The following is a 16,676-nucleotide window of genomic DNA, read 5'->3' as shown; positions in this document are numbered from 1 at the left end:
ATTTTGTCGGGTGCCTCTTGTGCCCGGCACTATGTGATGACGAAAGGGACATAAATGTCTGCCCTACATATCAAAAAAGGCGCGAACCGCCATTCGGCCTACAACCTACGCCCGACTTTCTCGGACGTGCAGGAACAGCATACGATCGCCGTTCTGGTCGAGAACGAACCGGGTGTTCTGGCCCGCGTGATCGGGCTGTTCTCGGGCCGCGGTTACAACATCGAAAGCCTGACCGTGGCCGAGGTGGACCATACCGGCCATCTCAGCCGTATCACCATCGTAACCACAGGCACACCGCAAGTGATCGAACAGATCAAGGCGCAGCTTGGCCGGATCGTTACCGTCCATGACGTGCATGATCTGACCGTCGAAGGTCCCTCGGTCGAGCGTGAACTGGCGATCATCAAGGTTGTGGGCGAAGGCGACAAGCGGGTCGAAGCGCTGCGTCTGGCGGACATCTTCCGTGCCAACGTGGTCGACAGCACGCTGAATTCCTTCATCTTCGAGATCACCGGCGCCCCGGACAAGATCGACGCCTTCGCCGATCTGATGCGTCCTCTGGGCCTTTTGGAGATCGCCCGTACTGGCGTTGCCGCCCTGCTGCGCGGCGACTGAGCTGAAAACTCCGCTCCGGACACAAGATCATTGCGACCGGGGCGGGCCAGCCGGCCCTGGTTAGCACCCCAATTGACTGCGACGCGTGCTCAAGTATGGGCGCGGTTCAACTGCCATACGCCTCGGAAATCAAGAATAAGACCACTCAATTGGCGATTTAGCCTATTGCGTTTATTCCTTTGCGCGTTAGCCTCTACACGCAACGAGACGTGACCACACGTCCGTCAGGTGTTTAGTCACGATTTCAGACGCAGCGCGCCCTATGAGCCGCACGTGTCCTTGGTTCCAAAAAGAGTACGTGAGTTCCGGGACGAGAATGACGAATGACTTCCGCAGCCCTACTGAATTGCGCAGAATGTTCGGCGCAAATCTGAGATTGCTGTCTCACCAGTACCCATCTGTCTCAGAGCTTTGCCGCCAGCTTGGTATCAACCGGACGCAGTACAACAGATATCTTGGCGGCGAGAGCTTTCCCAGGCCCGACGTACTGGACCGCATTTGCCGCTTTTTCAAAGTCGACGCCCGTATCCTGCTGAAACCACTGGACGAGATCGCCCAGCCTTTCCGCCACCCCGCTGCCTCGGCCCTGACCGAGTTCCTGGGGTCTGGCCCGAATGCCTTGCCCGAGACCCTGTTTCCTGCCGGATTCTACTATGCGACGGAAACAGCGCTGGACAGCAACACTGCTCTGCGGCATCGGTTGTTCTACGCCCGCAGACTGCCGCAATGTACGCTTGTGCGCAGCTACGAGCCTCGTCCCACCATGCCCGAGGCGCCGCCCAAAGAACGTGAGGTTCAGGGCATTGCCGCCTGCGCTGGTCGTCAGATCTATATCCTGATGTCACAGCGCGACGCGCAAAACAGCCGGATGTTCCTGATCTCTCATCATTCCGGAGATCAGGCCGGTCAACTGCGGGGCGTGGCAATCAGGTTGTCGGACACATCCACGGACCCCAGCGGGACACAGCGGATCATGTTGCGGCATCTGGGATCGGATCGGTCCGCTGTCTTCGGCGCGGCAAGGGCCGCGCGCACCTGGCTCTGATCCTGTACTCGGAACAGCCCCCCCTGCCTTACTCGGAAACAGCATTCTGTTCCTGCGTGATCAGCCGGTACAGATGCCAACTGGCGTGCCCCAGTAACGGCAACACAAGAAACAGCCCAAGAAACCAAGGCAACATCGCCACAAAGGTCAGAACCGCAATAAACATGCCCCATCCAATCATGACCGGGAAATTGTCACGGACATAGCCGAAGCTGGCGATCATGGCGGTTACGAAATCCAGTTCGCGATCCAGCAGCATCGGAATCGAAAGCACGGTGATCATATACAGCACGGTCGCGAATATTGCGCCAACGATCGAGCCGATGGCCAGCATCGCCAATCCGTTCGCAGTCAAAAACACCTCAATCGAGGAAGAGACATTCGTCATGGTGGAAAGCCCCATGAACAAAGCGAAAATCATGTGCCCCAGAAAGAACCAGAACAGAAACATCACCACGATGATCGCACAGATTGAGGGCAACTGGCGGCGGCCCTGCTGCAGCACCACGCCAAAAATCGACCCGAAATCCAGCGGTTCTCCCTGCTCAAGCCGATGGGATACTTCGTACAGTCCAACCGCCGCAAATGGCCCAAGCAGCGGGAAACCGATCGCGGCCAGAACAAGCCAGTAGGTGGTTCCAGTTTTCAGGGTGACCCATGCCATTGCCCACCCGGCCAACACGTAGAATCCCGCGAACAGAATCCCGAACACCGGCGCCCGACGATAATCGGCCCATGCCTGATGAATAGCCTGCCGCAGCATCGCCGTATCGGCCTGCTGCATTACCGGAACACCAAAGGGTTTTTCCATGTCTGTCTCTCCTCCCCAGCGACCCTATTGCAGGGCCGGTCGTTTTTGGGGCCAGCCGGTTGCATCGTGATAGCTTGCCCCGATGGACAAGAGCTTTGCATCCGCGCCGCGCGGCCCGAAAATCTGCATTCCCATTGGCAGACCGTTCTCTCCAAAACCCACAGGAACCGACAGGCAGGGCAACCCGATCAGGCTGACCGGTGTGACGACCTGCATCCAGCGGTGATAGGTGTCCATCGCCTGCCCGTCTATTTCGGTCGGATACGCAGTTTCGACGGCGAAAGGCCAAACCTGGGCCGTTGGCAGCACCAGCGCATCATACGTCTCAAACAAACGGGCGGCACATCGATACCACTCGGATCGCAGAACGCTGGCGTGATGCACGTCCATCGCACTCAGCGCCAGTCCCCGATCCAGCTCCCATTGTGCGGTATCCTTCAGCACGTCCCGATGCTCCGAAAGTTCCAAAAGCCCAGCCGCAACGCTCCAGGATCGTAGTGTAATCCAGCTGTCCCAGATCTGGCTTGCGTCAAAAGGCGGTTTTGTTTCTTCGACGTCGGCCCCCAAATCCGAAAACACGGTCAGCGCAGACCGGCACAGATCGACGATCCCGGTTTCGAACGGAAAGGCACCGCCCCAGTCACCCAGCCAGCCAACACGCAAACCCGTGAGATCAGCCGGCTGCACAGATGACACAGCGCCATCAACATACAATGGCTGACGTGCATCCGGACCTGCCATGACGTCCAGCAAAATACCCATATCTTGCGGGCTGCGGGCCATGGGGCCCAATGTCGAAAGCTGATGCAGAAAACCGTCTCCGATCGGTTCACTCGGAACCCGGCCCCAGCTTGGCCGGAACCCGTATACATTGTTCCAGGCCGCCGGGTTGCGAAGGCTGCCCATCATGTCCGAGCCATCCGCCAAGGCCACCATGCCCGTTGCCAGCGCCACCGCCGCGCCACCGGACGAACCGCCGCAGGTTCGGGCGGGGTCGTACGGGTTGCGCGTGGCGCCATACACCGGATTGAACGTATGCGATCCCAGCCCAAACTCGGGTGTATTTGTTTTGCCGATCAGAATGGCACCGGCAGTCCGCAATCTTTCTGCGATCAGATCGTCCCGCTCGGGCACGTTGTTTCGGTAAATCGGCGATCCATGAGACGACACAATCCCGGCCACATTGACCAGATCTTTGACCGCCATGGGCAGTCCATGCAGTGGGCCGCCCCGGGGACCGGCATCCAGCGCCTCAGCCTCGGACATCAACTCATCCTCATCGCGTAGGGCGACGATGGCATTGACCTCTCCATTAACGCTGGCAATCCGATGCAAGGTTTCGCGCATTAGCTCAGCAGCCGTCAATTGCCCCGAGGACAGCGCAGACAGCAATGCAACGGCGGAAGATTGGCTCAGATCCATGGGAGTTCATCAGCTCAGATACAACGTGGTCGCCACCAGCCTAGCCGGGGCAACCTGCCAATTAAACCCACTGTTTACATGTATCTTTTCGGGACCCCCAGGCACCCCGGCGGATCCGCTTCATCTGGCCAAAAATATCCCGGGGGAGTCGCGTCCCGCCGAGACGGGGGCAGAGCCCCCTTGTGATCAGCCGTCGCCCTGCGCTTCGGACCGGCTTTTGCCGGCAACGTTCTGGGCCAGCGTGGCTGCCATAAACCCATCCAGATCACCGTCCAGAACCCCTTTGGTGTCCGAGGTTTCGTGATTGGTCCGCAGGTCCTTGACCATCTGATAAGGCTGCAACACGTAAGACCGGATCTGATTGCCCCACCCGGCATCGCCCTTGGCTTCGTGCGCCGCGTTGATATCGGCGTTGCGACGGTCCAGTTCCTGCTGGTACAGGCGCGATTTCAGCGCCTTCATGGCGATGTCACGGTTCTGGTGCTGCGACTTCTCGGACGAGGTCACAACGATGCCCGTGGGGATGTGCGTGATCCGAACCGCCGAGTCCGTGGTGTTCACGTGCTGACCACCGGCACCCGAAGAGCGGTAAGTATCGATGCGGATGTCCGACGGGTTCACCTCGATCTCGATATTGTCGTCAACCACCGGATAGACCCAGACCGAGCTGAACGACGTGTGCCGCTTGGCCGCCGAGTCATAGGGCGAGATGCGCACAAGCCGGTGCACCCCGCTTTCCGACTTCAGCCAACCATAGGCGTTGTGGCCTGAAATCTTGTAGGCGGCAGACTTGATCCCCGCCTCTTCACCCGCGGTCTCGGACTGCAATTCGACCGTATAGCCCTTTTTCTCGGCCCAGCGCACATACATCCGCGCCAGCATCGAGGCCCAGTCACAACTTTCGGTGCCCCCCGCGCCCGAGTTGATCTCAAGGAACGTGTCATTGCCGTCTGCCTCGCCATCCAGCAGGGCCTCAAGCTCTTTCTTGGCGGCCTTGGCCTTCAGTTTCCTGATAGCGTCCTCGGCGTCGGCAACGACTTCTTCGTCCTCTTCCATCTCGCCCAGTTCGATCAGTTCGACATTGTCACTCAGGTCGGTCTTGATCGACTCGTAGGTTTCGATGGCATCGACCAGCATCTGGCGTTCGCGCATCAGCTTCTGAGCGTTCTCCGGGTTGTCCCACAGGTTCGGGTCTTCGACGCGTGCGTTGAATTCCTCAAGCCGGTGCGGCGCCGTTTCGTAATCCATGCGCTTCGCCAGCAGCTCCAGCGACTTTTCTATTTCCGCCACAATATTCTGGGTTTCGGCGCGCATGGTTTTGTCCCAACTTGCTCAATCAGGCCTGCGTGATAGCAAGAGGCGAGAGCCACCACAAGACAAGTGAGATGCGAATGAAGGATGCGTCGGGCGAGTTTTTGACAGTTGGGACCTGACACGCATCGTGTTGCTTGCGGACACGGGGCTGGCCCAAGATCTGTTAAGCAGTCAGCACACGCACGACCCGCTTCACGGCGATCTGCATACCGACAACGTGCTACTATCGGATCCCGGTCCTCGGGTTATAGATGCCAAGGGATATCTGGGGGATGCTACTTTCGAACTGGCAAACGCTATGCGACATCCGAAAGGCATGCCGGAACTTGTACGCGAGCCTTCGCATATTACCCGCTGCCTGTCGCTCTATTCGGACGCACTGGACGTGCCGGCCAAACGGTTTGCCAAATGGGCTGCTGCCAAATGTGCGCTATCGATCTGCTGGCGGTCTTGTGAACAGATTACTGATGACAGCGAACCGATCTTTTGAACCTATTCGTACAAGTTGCGGACTAGTACAGTCCGCCCCCCTGCAGATCACCCTGGCTTGCGTTGGGTCCGACCGTAACTGTGCTTCCGGTGGAAGTTGTCACCTGCCGACCCGATCCGCTTACTTCTTCGAACAGTGGCAAATCGGATCCCATGGCAAAGCCGCCATCGAAAATCCGGTCTATGAAGCCATCGACACCGTCGCGGAAATACTCGGCAACTACATATTCCCCGACCGCGTCCTCCGGCAAGCGCGCCCCGCTGAAACGGTCAATCTTGATGAAGTGCCCGCCTGGCGGAACTTCGAACGGACCGCCGCCATATTTCTCGACCGCCTTTTCCATGAAACTTTGGAATACCGGCCCGCACATCGTACCGCCATAGGCGCCACTGCCCATCGGACGAGGCCGGTCGTAGCCAATATAGCAGCCGGCCACGATGTTCGAGGTGAAGCCGATAAACCAGGCGTCCTTGGATTCGTTGGTGGTGCCGGTCTTGCCGGCAGTCGGCACCGGCAGGTTGACAACACGTGACGCAGTGCCGCGATCAACCACGCCTTTCATCATAGACGTCAATTGATAGGCGGTGATGGCATCCATAACCTGTTCGCGATCGGTCACGATCTGCGGCGACTCATCCGGTTCCAGCCAGGTTGAGTTGCAGTCCAGACACTGGCGGTCATCATGCCGGTAGATCGTCTTTCCGAACCGGTCCTGAATACGGTCGACCAGAGTGGGTTCGACCCGCTCGCCGCCGTTGGCGAACATCGCATAGGCGGCGACCATCTTGTACAGCGTCGTTTCTTCCGATCCCAGCGAGTTCGCAAGGAACGCGCCCATTCGGTCATAAACACCAAACCGTTCGGCATATCCCGCAACCACCGGCATCGTCACCTCCTGGGCCAGACGGATGGTCATGAGGTTCCGCGACTGTTCGATCCCGGTACGCAGCGGTGTCGGCCCGTAGAATTTGTTCGACGAGTTCTTGGGCCGCCAGAGACCTTGCGGCGTGTTCACCTCGATCGGGGCGTCCACAACGATCGTGGCGGGACTGTAACCACTGTCCAGCGCGGCGGCATAGACGAAAGGCTTAAAGCTGGATCCCGGCTGACGCTGAGCCTGCGTGGCACGGTTAAACACCGAATCCTGATACGAGAACCCGCCCTGCATCGCCAGAACACGGCCCGAGTTCACATCCATCGCGACGAAGCCGCCCTGCACCTCAGGCACTTGGCGGGCAGACCACTGCCCTTCTTCCCCGGCCATCACCAGAATGACATCGCCGCGCTTGAAATTGTCCTTGAAGCTGCCCTGCATCCATTTGATGTCTTCGCGTGGAATGGTTCCGTCTGCCGGACCGTTTTCGATACCCACGGTCAGCGACTGATCGGCCACGTTCATCACAACAGCCGGATACCATTGGGTCGGCAATTCGACATCGCGCGGAATTTCCATGATGGCCAGCGCCTCGCGCCACTGGGCTTCCTCCGCCAGTTTTTCTTCCGGGATCACCTCACCCGTACCGCGCCATTTCCCGCGCGAGCGGTCGTATTTCTGCAGGGCCGTGCGCAGGGCCTTGGCAGCTTCGACCTGCATTTCCTCGTCCACCGATGCACGCACCGTGAAGCCGCCGGTAAAGAACTCACCCTCACCGAAATCCTCGCTCAGCTGGCGGCGGATTTCGTCGGTGAAATAGTCACGGGGCGGCAATGCGGTGCGGAAGCTTTCAAAGTCACCGTTCTGTACCGAGCGCAAAGGCATGTTGACCTCGGCCTCATAGGTGGCCCGATCAATGTAGCCGTTCTGGTTCATTTCCCGCAGCACGTAGTCGCGACGCGCCAGCAACCGTTCCTTTTGCAAAACCGGATGGTAGTTTGACGGCGCCTTCGGCATGGCCGCCAGCATGGCGGCCTCATGCGGGGCCAGCTCCTGCAGCGTCTTGTTGAAATACGTCTGTGCAGCCGCCGTCACACCGTAAGAGTTCTGGCCCAAAAAGATCTCGTTCATGTAAAGTTCGAGGATCTGTTCCTTGTCCAGAGTGTCTTCCAGCCGGGTCGCAAGGATGATTTCCTTGATCTTGCGTTCGGCCTGCCGGTCGCCGGACAACAGAAAGTTCTTCATGACCTGCTGCGTGATGGTCGACGCGCCGCGCACGTTTTCACCTTTGGATTTCACCGCTTCGACACCCGCAGCAATTATCCCGCGCGGGTCATAGCCCTGATGGGTGTAGAAATTCTTGTCTTCCGCCGAAATAAAGGCCTGCTTCACCAGATCCGGGATTTCCTCGGACGGCGTGAACAGGCGGCGCTCCTGGGCGAATTCGTCGATCAGTTGCCCTTTACCGGAATAAATCCTGCTGATCGTGGGCGGCTTGTACTGCGCCAGTGATTCATGACTGGGCAGGTCGCGCCCATACATCCAGAAGACCGCACCGATGACCAGTGCCGCCATGAAGATACCCAGGGTCACGAGGCTGAAGATCGCCCCGAAAAACGAAAGAATGAACCGGATCACTGTACTGCCTTTTACTCGCGGTGCGGCCTATATAGTGTCGGCCCCACGCCAGGTCAAAACACCATGGCGTATTCTAGCCTGTTTGCGACGCGGGGTCACTGGCCAATCAATGAGCGTCTGATCACATCCTGCTGTCGCCAGTTTTCCAGACCGTTGTAAATCCCACGCGCCATTTGCGCGCGCCATTCGGAATTTTGCAGGTTTTTCAGGTCTCTGGGGCTGGAAAGAAAACCCAGTTCGACCAGTACCGAGGGAATGTCCGCCGCCTTGAGAACCGAAAACGACGCCGTACGGACGGGCCGCCGGTTCATCGGACCACCTTGCTGCGCCATGCCATTGGCCAAAGCCCGCGCCAATGCGTTGGTGCGCGGTCTGGTTTCCTGACGGGCCATGTCCAGCAAAACATCCGCAACCTGATCGTCGGCCCCGTTCAGATCCACCCCCGAGAGCAGGTCGCCCCGGTCGTGACGTTCCGCAAGTTTCTGGCTGGCAACATCTGATGCGTCAGTTGACAGGGTATACACGGCCGCACCATGCGCCTGCCCGTCCGACAGGGAATCCGCGTGCAGCGAGATGAACACATCGGCACCGGCCCGATGCGCCAGCGCAATTCGCCGCTCCAGCGAAACAAACTGGTCCTCGACGCGGGTCAGAACCACTTCATACCCACCTGAACGCAGCAATAGTTCTTTCAGTTCGCGCGCAAAGGTCAGCATCAGGGTTTTTTCATCGGTCCCGCCAACCTCGGCCCCCGGGTCGATGCCGCCATGTCCAGGGTCCAGCATGACGCGAATGGGTCCGTCGGGATCACGCGGCGCCGCCGGAAGTGGGGCGGTCGCTTCCGGCAAATCCCAACCGGGAACCTGAGGAGCACCGGCGCTGGCATTGAATACGTCGAACTCGACCCCCTTGAGCATAAGGGACAACACCGCAGTGCCTGTTATCTGATCCAGCTTCAACTGCGCCGTATCGACACCCATCGGCGCACCAAGTTCCAGAACCAGACGGGACCAGCCGGGGACGTAAGTGCCGAACTGCACCCCACTGATCCGTTCGGATTGCAGGAATTCACTGCTGATCAGACCGGTCCAGTCGACCTCGCGGAAGTCAAGAACCATGCGATACGGATCCCGCAAAGTGAAAACGCGGTAAGGTACGCCCTGGCTCAGCCCGATATCCACCTTCACGCCGGTTCGGCCGACATCCGTGATACGGCTTTGGTCCGGCTGCACGCGCGCAAGGGCGCTGAAATCCTGCGCTGCGACAGCGCCCGTCAGCGCCCAGATCAGCGCGAAGGCATAGAAAAGTCTGCTCATGGCCTCAAGTTTTCCCGAGATCGTGTTGAGCAGACCCTACTGTACCAGCGCCGGTTTGTGAACGGGTTACACTGCCTGCGGGATGGCCCCTCGTGCCGCCATGAAGCTGCGCAGCCGCTGCAACCCTTCCTGTATGTCCGCCGTCGAGCGGGCATAGGAAAATCGAAGGGTCTTGTGGCCGCGTTCGGGATCGAAATCCAGCCCCGGCGTCACCGCCACACCGGCTTGTTCCAAAATCTCAGCCGCAAAGGCGCGGCTGTCCTGCGTCAGGTCCGATACATCGGCATAAACGTAGAAAGCGCCGTCCGGCGGTGCGATATTGGTAAATCCGGCTTTGGGCAGCCCGTCCAGCATGAGGGTTCGGTTTTGCCGGTAGACGTCCAGATTGGCTTGCAATTCGTCCTCGCAATCCATCGCGGCCAGCGCCGCGACCTGGCTGGCGTGTGGGGCGCAGATAAACATGTTCTGAGAGATCCGCTCGACCACGCGCACCTGGTCCTCGGGCACCACCATCCATCCGACGCGCCAGCCGGTCATCGAGAAATACTTGGAGAACGAGTTGATGACGTAGCATTCGTCCGTCAGTTCCAGCGCGGTGACGGCTTTGGCCTCGTATTCCAGGCCGTGGTAGATTTCGTCGCTGATGAATGACGCGTTCTGTCCGTGGGCCGCATCGATCAGCGCAGCCATAGCCGGTCGATCCAGCATGGTGCCGGTCGGGTTTGCCGGGGACGCCACCATCAAACCTTGCAGATCAAGCCCCGCGAAATCCGCCGGGACGGGTTGCAGGCGGTTTTCCGGCGCGGTCGGCAGATCGACCGGAACCAGCCCAAGCGCCCTGAGGATCTGCCGGTAAGAGGGATAGCCCGGCGCGCCGATACCGACCCGATCGCCGCTGTCGAAAAGCGCGGTGAACGCCAGCAGAAACCCACCGGAAGATCCGGGCGTAATCACCACCCGGTCAGGGTTCAGATCGACATTGTACCACTCGCCATACATTTGTGCGATCCGTTGCCGCAGCGCCGGCAGGCCCAGCGAAACGGTATAGCCCAGCGGCGACTGACCCATGGCCGACGCCAAAGCCTCGACTGCGCCTTTGGGGGCACCGGTTCCGGGCTGCCCGACTTCCATGTGGATGATATGGCGTCCTGCTTCTTCGGCGCGGCGCGCGGCTTCCATCACATCCATCACGATGAAGGGATCGACCCCGGATCGGGTTGAGTTTCTCATGGCCATCTCCCATGTTGCGGCCATGGCTTTTGAACGCGTATCCAGGCTGGCGTCAATCCCGGCCATGTTGCTGATTGCGGTGACATGGATAACCGGCGCTGTTCCCGCCAAGGCACAGGGCCTGATCCGCGATCCTGACATCGAACACGGATTGCGGGAACTGGCTTTTCCGGTGCTGCGGGCTGCTGGACTGAACACGAACAGGGTGCGGATTCTGGTCGTCCACGACAAGACGTTCAACGCCTTCGTCATCGATTACAACGCCATCTACGTGAACTACGGGCTGATCCTGACTGTCGACAGCCCCGAGATGCTGCAGGCTGTCATCGCGCATGAGGCCGCACATATCGCAAATGGCCATCTGGCCAGACGTGTGGAAAACCTGCGCGCCGCAAAGCGCAATGCTTCTCTGGGAACCGCTTTGGCGCTGATTGTCGCCGCGGCGGGCGGTGGCGAAGCAGCCGGCGGCATCGCTGCCGGGACATCCGGATCAGCCCTGCGCAGCTTTCTGGGGCATACACGCGCCGAAGAGGCATCGGCAGATCGCAGTGCGGCAGGTTATCTGCGATGGGCGGGCATTTCACCAAAAGGCATGGTGGCCCTGCATCGCAAGTTTGCAGGCCAGGAACTGCTGAGCGAGGCAAATCAGGATCCCTATACACGGTCGCACCCCACCAGCCGGGAACGCCTGCGCGCGGCCGAGGCGTTTCTTGACGAGTTCGGAGACAACTCGACCCACAACGCCAATGCCGACTACTGGTTTGCCCGGGTCAAGGGCAAGCTGTCTGCGTTTCTGCGAACGCCTGCCTGGACAATGCGACGCGCGCGCGAGGAAAGCGCGGAGGATATTCGCCTGATGCGCCAGGCAGCAGCGCACCACCAGAACCGAGATCTTGCGGCCGCCCGCGCGGCGATTGACGGGGCACTGGCCATTCGCCCGGACGATCCGTACTACTACGAACTCAAGGGGCAGATATTGCTGGAAAACAGGCAGATGGATCAGGCTGTTGCCGCCTACGGCCGTGCTGTTGAAATGGCCCCGAACGACTCGCTTATCCTCGCCGGGTACGGGCGTGCGCTGCTGGCGCAAGGGCAAACCGAGAACGCCCTGCAAGCGCTTGAAAAAGCCCGCGCGCGCGATTATCGAAACGGTCGGCTGATGCAGGATCTGGGGGTTGCCTATTCTCAGGTCGGCAACAACGGAATGGCCGCGGTTGTGACAGCGGAACGATACGCCCTGCAAGGTCGCATGGCCGATGCAGGCATCCACGCAAAACGGGCCATAAGGCAATTGCCCGAAGGGTCTCCGGGGTGGCAAAGGGCGCAGGATGTGCTGATAGCCTCGGAACAGGTAGAAAAGAAAAGGAAACGCAGATGATCCTCAGACATGCAGCCACGGCCCTTGTTGGGCTTTCCCTGATCACCGGACCGGTGCAGGCGCTGGACCTGAACGACATGAGCGACGCCGAAAAGGCCGAGTTCGGTACACAGGTTCGCGAATACCTGCTGCAAAACCCCGAGGTGATCCTCGAGGCGATCAACATTCTGGAGCAGCGCAACGCCGCCGCCGAGGCCGTGGCTGACCAGGAACTGGTCGCAGCCAATGCCGAGGACCTGTTCAATGACGGCTATAGCTGGGTGGGCGGAAACCCCGATGGCGACATCACTCTGGTCGAGTTCATGGACTATCGCTGCGGATATTGCCGCCGTGCGGTTCCCGAAGTGGATGCTCTGCTGGCGGAAGACGGGAACATCCGGCTGATCATCAAGGAGTTCCCAATCCTTGGCGAAGCTTCGATGATATCGTCGCGCTTTGCCGTGGCGACCAAACATGTCGCAGGTTCAGATGCCTACAAGCAGGTGCACGATGCACTGCTTGAATTCACAGGCGAACCCAACGAAGTCACGCTGCGTCGTCTCTCGGATGGTCTGGGTCTTGAAACCGACGACATCATCGCCGCCATGGACAGTGACGCGGTTTCCAAAGAGATCGCCCAAACCCGAGAACTGGCGCAACGCATGCGGATTTCCGGCACCCCGTCGTTCGTGCTGGGTACTGAACTTCTGCGCGGCTACCTGCCTGCCGACCAGATGCAACAGATTGCGGACGGTGTTCGGGCCGAACAAGGATAACGATTCCGGGATCACCCTTTGATGTTCCTTGAAAAATAGGCCGCTTCGCACGCCAGACCTTTGCGGTAAATGGTGCATGTGAGAACCTTGAAGGCTCGAAGCGCAATTGCTGCTTCGAGCCCGAAACTGACGGTCATTCTTGACCGCAGGCACCCTTTTTCGCCAGTCTCGAACGAATGATATTTGTTTGGAGCGTCGTCATGAAGCGGTTTTCGCGAACATTCCTACTGTTGCTATCTCTTCTAATGGGCACTGTCGTCTCGGCTCAGGACAAGCCCAATATTGTCTTTATATTTCTCGATAACTTTGGATGGGGTGAGCCAGGGTTCAACGGCGGCGGGATAATTCGTGGCACCGCCACCCCGGAAATGGACGCTCTGGCCGCTGAGGGCTTTAGGCTTACGAACTTCAACGTGGAAAGTCAGTGCACTCCTTCCCGTGCAGCGACTATGACCGGTCGTTACGGCATTCGGAGTGGCAACCATACAGTCCCACTTGGAGGTGGCGTTTACGGTCTGACCCAGTGGGAAATCACAATGGCCGAGATGCTTAAGGAAGCAGGGTATAACACGGCCATGTACGGCAAGTGGCACCTAGGCTGGACCGAAGGCCGCTTTCCGACGAGCCAAGGCTTCGACGAGTTTTATGGTGTTGAAACCACGGACGTCACGGTCTGGCGTTCGCTTGCGGGCTTTGCCGATGCCAACATGGAAGAGCCTGTTGTCATGCAGGGAATTGCGGGCGAACCGGCAACCGTTGCGCGGGCCTATGACTTGGACTATCGCGGCGAGATAGATGGCGACCTGACAATCAAGGCCAACGATTTCATCAAAGCCAAGAGTGTGGAAGATGCACCCTTCTTCATCTATCTTGCTTACACGCAGACCCATTATCCAAACATCGTGTCCAAAGAATTTGAAGGGACCACTGGAAACGGTGTCTGGGCCGACATTCTACTTCAAACAGATACCTATATAGGGCGCATCGTTGATGCGATCGAGGCGGCAGGTGTTTCCGACGACACCGTGGTGATATTTACTGCTGACAACGGCCCTGAAGCTCTTCCGGTTGGAAACGCCAATGTCTCGCCGGTTCCTGCGGTACATGGTACTGCGGGGCCTTGGCGGGGCACTCTGTTCACCAGCCTCGAGGGAAGCATGCGCGTGCCCTTCGCAATCAAGTGGCCGGGGAAGATTCCCGCTGGTTCAGAAAGCAATGACGTTGTCCACTCGATGGACCTTTATCCAACACTGGCGGCATTCTCAGGCGGCAAAGTACCAGAGGACCGGGCATTTGATGGCATCGACCAGTCCGAGTTCTTTCTGGGCATCCAGCCGAGATCGAACCGAGAAGGCGTGATCGTTTACATGGGCGAACAGATATTCGGTGTAAAATGGAAGGACTGGAAAGTTCTGTTCAAAGAGAACACTACGGCTTTTGGAGCGACGGAGTCCTTCGACACACCAAGGGTCTACAACCTTCTGAATGATCCGCATGAACGCGAAAGCGTGCTCTTCCCGCACACTTGGGCAGTCGAAAAGGCGTTGCCACAGCTACAGGAACACCTTGCTACATTCGAGGAATTTCCTCCGATCCCCCCAGGAACGCCGGACCCCTACGAACCAACCAAAGACTGAATGGCGGCCTTGTACGCATAGCTGACATCCGTCGCAGACAGCGGCCGAAGATATCTTCGGGCGCTGCTTTTTCCGCATGGCGTCGCGCCTACAATGCGTTCGGCCCGACGCTGCATCATCAATCGCAAAGGCATGGCTCCGCGCGGCCTTATTTACTTTTCCCCGGTCTTTTCGAAGTTTGCAAAGCCTTCGGCGAAGTCGGGGTGCCATCGGGACAAGGGCGGACGGTTCTGGGTGATATCCTCGACATTCCACGCGATCCGGCGCGCGTCGCGGGTTTGGTCCACGTCATTGTCCGGGCAAAGGATGTAGAAATCCCCGTCCGCCATACGATGGATGAAATGATCTATTGTTTGCTCGCTTGTCCAGGCCCCGGCAGGCTTTTCCGGCAGAAAGGCGGCGATCATCCCGGTGTAGGTAAAGCCCGGAACGAACAGATGTACCGATATCGGTGCGCCCGCCTCGCGCAACTCATGCGCCAACTGCTCGCTCAGCACTTTCACGGCGGCCTTGCTCACATTGTAGCCGGGATTGCCGGGCGGAGTCGTGATACCCTGCTTTGATCCGGTATTGATCACGACTGCCGGCCGGTCCGCCTCGATCATGCGGGGCAGAAAGGCCTGAACGCCGCGCAACACGCCCAGAAAGTTGATTTCCAGCAGTTTCAGCCAGTTCTCCATCTCCGACCACGCTTTGGTCGGCAGACCGACCCCGGCATTGTTCATGAGAACTGCAACCGGACCGGTTGCAAAGGCCTTTTCGGCCAGTGCGTCGATGTCTTCCTGTTTGGAGACATCGGTGGCAACACCAATGACCTGCGCACCTTCAGCAGTGCTGGCACTGACCTCTGCCACGGCCTCGTTCAGCTTGTCCCCCGGCAAATCCGCCAGAATGACGCTAAGCCCGCTTTGCGCAAACCTAAGGGCAGCAACGCGCCCTACACCGCTGGCCGCCCCAGTGACAACGGCGACACCGCCTTGTTCAATTGCCTTTTCATACATCGCTGACCTCTGGTTTACTCGGCAGCCTCCAGCGCGGCATCCAACTCAGCCGCCTTCTTCTCGACCTGTTCAACAATATGGTCGATCATCTGATCGTTCGACATCTTATGGCTGGCCTTGCCGGCCAGATAAACCATGCCCGAGCCTGCCCCGCCGCCGGTAAAGCCGACATCTGTCATCAGCGCCTCACCGGGGCCGTTCACGACACAGCCGATGATGGAAAGGCTCATCGGGGTCTTGATGTGTTCAAGACGCTGTTCCAGCGCTTCGACTGTCTTGATCACGTCGAACCCCTGCCGCGCGCAGGAGGGGCACGAGATGATGTTCACCCCACGATGGCGCAGGCCCAGCGATTTTAGGATTTCGTATCCTACCTTCACCTCTTCGACCGGGTCAGCCGACAGGCTGACACGGATCGTGTCACCAATGCCCATCCACAACAGGTTGCCCAGACCGATTGCGGACTTGATTGTACCTGAGACAAGTCCGCCAGCTTCGGTGATCCCTAGATGGATCGGGGCGTCCGTTGCTTCGGCAATGCCCTGATAGGCCGCTGCGGACAGGAACACGTCGCTGGCCTTTACGCTGATCTTGAAATCGTGGAAATCATTGTCCTGCAGGATGCGGATATGCTCCAGCCCGCTTTCGACCATCGCCTCGGGGCACGGCTCGCCGTATTTTTCAAGCAGGTGCTTTTCCAGGCTACCTGCGTTCACGCCGATCCGGATCGAACAATTGTGGTCGCGCGCGGCCTTGATTACTTCTTTCACCCGTTTCTCGTCGCCGATATTGCCGGGGTTGATCCGCAGGCAGGCAGCGCCGGCTTCGGCGGCTTCGATGCCGCGGCGGTAATGAAAGTGGATATCGGCCACAATCGGTACTGGGCTTTCGCGCACGATCTCTTTCAGTGCTTTCGATGACGCCTCGTCCGGGACCGACACCCGCACGATGTCCGCGCCGGCCTCGGCTGCGGCTTGCACCTGTGCCACAGTGGCCGCCACATCCGTTGTCAAGGTGTTCGTCATCGTCTGAACCGCGATCGGTGCATCACCACCTATGGCGACATCTCCGACCATGATCTGACGGGATTTGCGGCGGTAGATGTTACGCCACGGACGAACGTGATTGAGCGACATGAGGACGGGTCCAG

Annotated in this window: 14 protein-coding genes; 6 read left to right on the top strand and 8 right to left on the bottom strand. The window is 59.0% G+C overall.

Going from position 1 to position 16,676, the window contains the following annotated elements:
* Positions 1 to 54: 54 nt before the first annotated feature.
* Both ilvN and ACR0J8_RS03770 read left to right on the top strand, forming a co-directional pair.
* Positions 55 to 615: an acetolactate synthase small subunit gene (gene ilvN / locus ACR0J8_RS03775; RefSeq protein WP_170610415.1), complete on the top strand. Its 561-nt coding sequence runs from the start codon at positions 55 to 57 to the stop codon at positions 613 to 615.
* A gap of 316 nt (positions 616 to 931) precedes the next feature.
* Positions 932 to 1,660 (top strand): helix-turn-helix domain-containing protein, encoded by a 729-nt coding sequence (locus ACR0J8_RS03770; protein WP_480888898.1) that lies wholly within the window; start codon positions 932 to 934, stop codon positions 1,658 to 1,660.
* Positions 1,661 to 1,688: 28 nt separating this feature from the next.
* Here the strand turns inward: ACR0J8_RS03770 and ACR0J8_RS03765 are convergent, their stop codons facing one another.
* The 3 genes from ACR0J8_RS03765 to prfB form a co-directional block, all read right to left on the bottom strand.
* Entirely contained in the window at positions 1,689 to 2,471 is a 783-nt protein-coding gene (locus ACR0J8_RS03765) for a DUF2189 domain-containing protein (RefSeq protein ID WP_480522480.1), read from the bottom strand.
* A 24-nt stretch (positions 2,472 to 2,495) separates the two neighbouring features.
* Positions 2,496 to 3,893 (bottom strand): amidase, encoded by a 1,398-nt coding sequence (locus ACR0J8_RS03760; RefSeq protein ID WP_480888897.1) that lies wholly within the window; start codon positions 3,891 to 3,893, stop codon positions 2,496 to 2,498.
* Between the two features lie 186 nt (positions 3,894 to 4,079).
* Positions 4,080 to 5,207 carry a peptide chain release factor 2 gene (prfB, locus tag ACR0J8_RS03755; RefSeq protein WP_170610394.1) on the bottom strand — a complete coding sequence of 376 codons (1,128 nt, stop codon included), beginning with the start codon at positions 5,205 to 5,207 and terminating at the stop codon, positions 4,080 to 4,082.
* A gap of 127 nt (positions 5,208 to 5,334) precedes the next feature.
* On the opposite strand from prfB, the gene ACR0J8_RS03750 reads away from it, so the two are divergent.
* The gene (locus ACR0J8_RS03750; protein WP_480522482.1) at positions 5,335 to 5,697 is read left to right on the top strand and encodes an aminoglycoside phosphotransferase family protein; all 363 of its coding nucleotides are present in this window, start codon (positions 5,335 to 5,337) and stop codon (positions 5,695 to 5,697) included.
* 22 nt (positions 5,698 to 5,719) lie between these two features.
* On the opposite strand, the gene ACR0J8_RS03745 is transcribed toward ACR0J8_RS03750, so the two are convergent.
* The 3 genes from ACR0J8_RS03745 to ACR0J8_RS03735 all read right to left on the bottom strand — a co-directional run bounded on the left by ACR0J8_RS03745 (position 5,720) and on the right by ACR0J8_RS03735 (position 10,755).
* Positions 5,720 to 8,209 carry a PBP1A family penicillin-binding protein gene (locus ACR0J8_RS03745; RefSeq protein ID WP_170610366.1) on the bottom strand — a complete coding sequence of 830 codons (2,490 nt, stop codon included), beginning with the start codon at positions 8,207 to 8,209 and terminating at the stop codon, positions 5,720 to 5,722.
* A 95-nt stretch (positions 8,210 to 8,304) separates the two neighbouring features.
* Complete coding sequence (locus ACR0J8_RS03740; RefSeq protein ID WP_480522483.1) at positions 8,305 to 9,525, bottom strand: N-acetylmuramoyl-L-alanine amidase; 1,221 nt, start codon at positions 9,523 to 9,525, stop codon at positions 8,305 to 8,307.
* Positions 9,526 to 9,591: 66 nt separating this feature from the next.
* Complete coding sequence (locus ACR0J8_RS03735; RefSeq protein ID WP_480522484.1) at positions 9,592 to 10,755, bottom strand: pyridoxal phosphate-dependent aminotransferase; 1,164 nt, start codon at positions 10,753 to 10,755, stop codon at positions 9,592 to 9,594.
* Here ACR0J8_RS03735 and ACR0J8_RS03730 point away from each other — a divergent pair.
* The 3 genes from ACR0J8_RS03730 to ACR0J8_RS03720 all read left to right on the top strand — a co-directional run bounded on the left by ACR0J8_RS03730 (position 10,754) and on the right by ACR0J8_RS03720 (position 14,525).
* The gene (locus ACR0J8_RS03730) at positions 10,754 to 12,133 is read left to right on the top strand and encodes a M48 family metalloprotease (RefSeq protein WP_480522485.1); all 1,380 of its coding nucleotides are present in this window, start codon (positions 10,754 to 10,756) and stop codon (positions 12,131 to 12,133) included. The genes ACR0J8_RS03735 and ACR0J8_RS03730 overlap by 2 nt on opposite strands.
* On the top strand, positions 12,130 to 12,888 hold the full coding sequence (locus tag ACR0J8_RS03725; protein ID WP_480522486.1) for a DsbA family protein: 759 nt from the start codon (positions 12,130 to 12,132) through the stop codon (positions 12,886 to 12,888). Before ACR0J8_RS03730 ends, ACR0J8_RS03725 begins: the two co-directional genes overlap by 4 nt.
* A 200-nt stretch (positions 12,889 to 13,088) precedes the next feature.
* Positions 13,089 to 14,525, top strand: a complete 1,437-nt coding sequence (locus tag ACR0J8_RS03720; protein WP_480888896.1) for an arylsulfatase — start codon at positions 13,089 to 13,091, stop codon at positions 14,523 to 14,525.
* Positions 14,526 to 14,677: 152 nt separating this feature from the next.
* Here the strand turns inward: ACR0J8_RS03720 and ACR0J8_RS03715 are convergent, their stop codons facing one another.
* Positions 14,678 to 15,526, bottom strand: a complete 849-nt coding sequence (locus ACR0J8_RS03715; protein WP_480522488.1) for an SDR family NAD(P)-dependent oxidoreductase — start codon at positions 15,524 to 15,526, stop codon at positions 14,678 to 14,680.
* 14 nt (positions 15,527 to 15,540) lie between these two features.
* Entirely contained in the window at positions 15,541 to 16,662 is a 1,122-nt protein-coding gene (ispG, locus tag ACR0J8_RS03710) for a flavodoxin-dependent (E)-4-hydroxy-3-methylbut-2-enyl-diphosphate synthase (protein WP_480522489.1), read from the bottom strand.
* Between the last annotated feature and the right edge of the window lie 14 nt (positions 16,663 to 16,676).

The organism is Ruegeria sp. N11, assembly GCF_056531525.1.
This window is presented reverse-complemented; position numbering and strand designations above follow the sequence as displayed.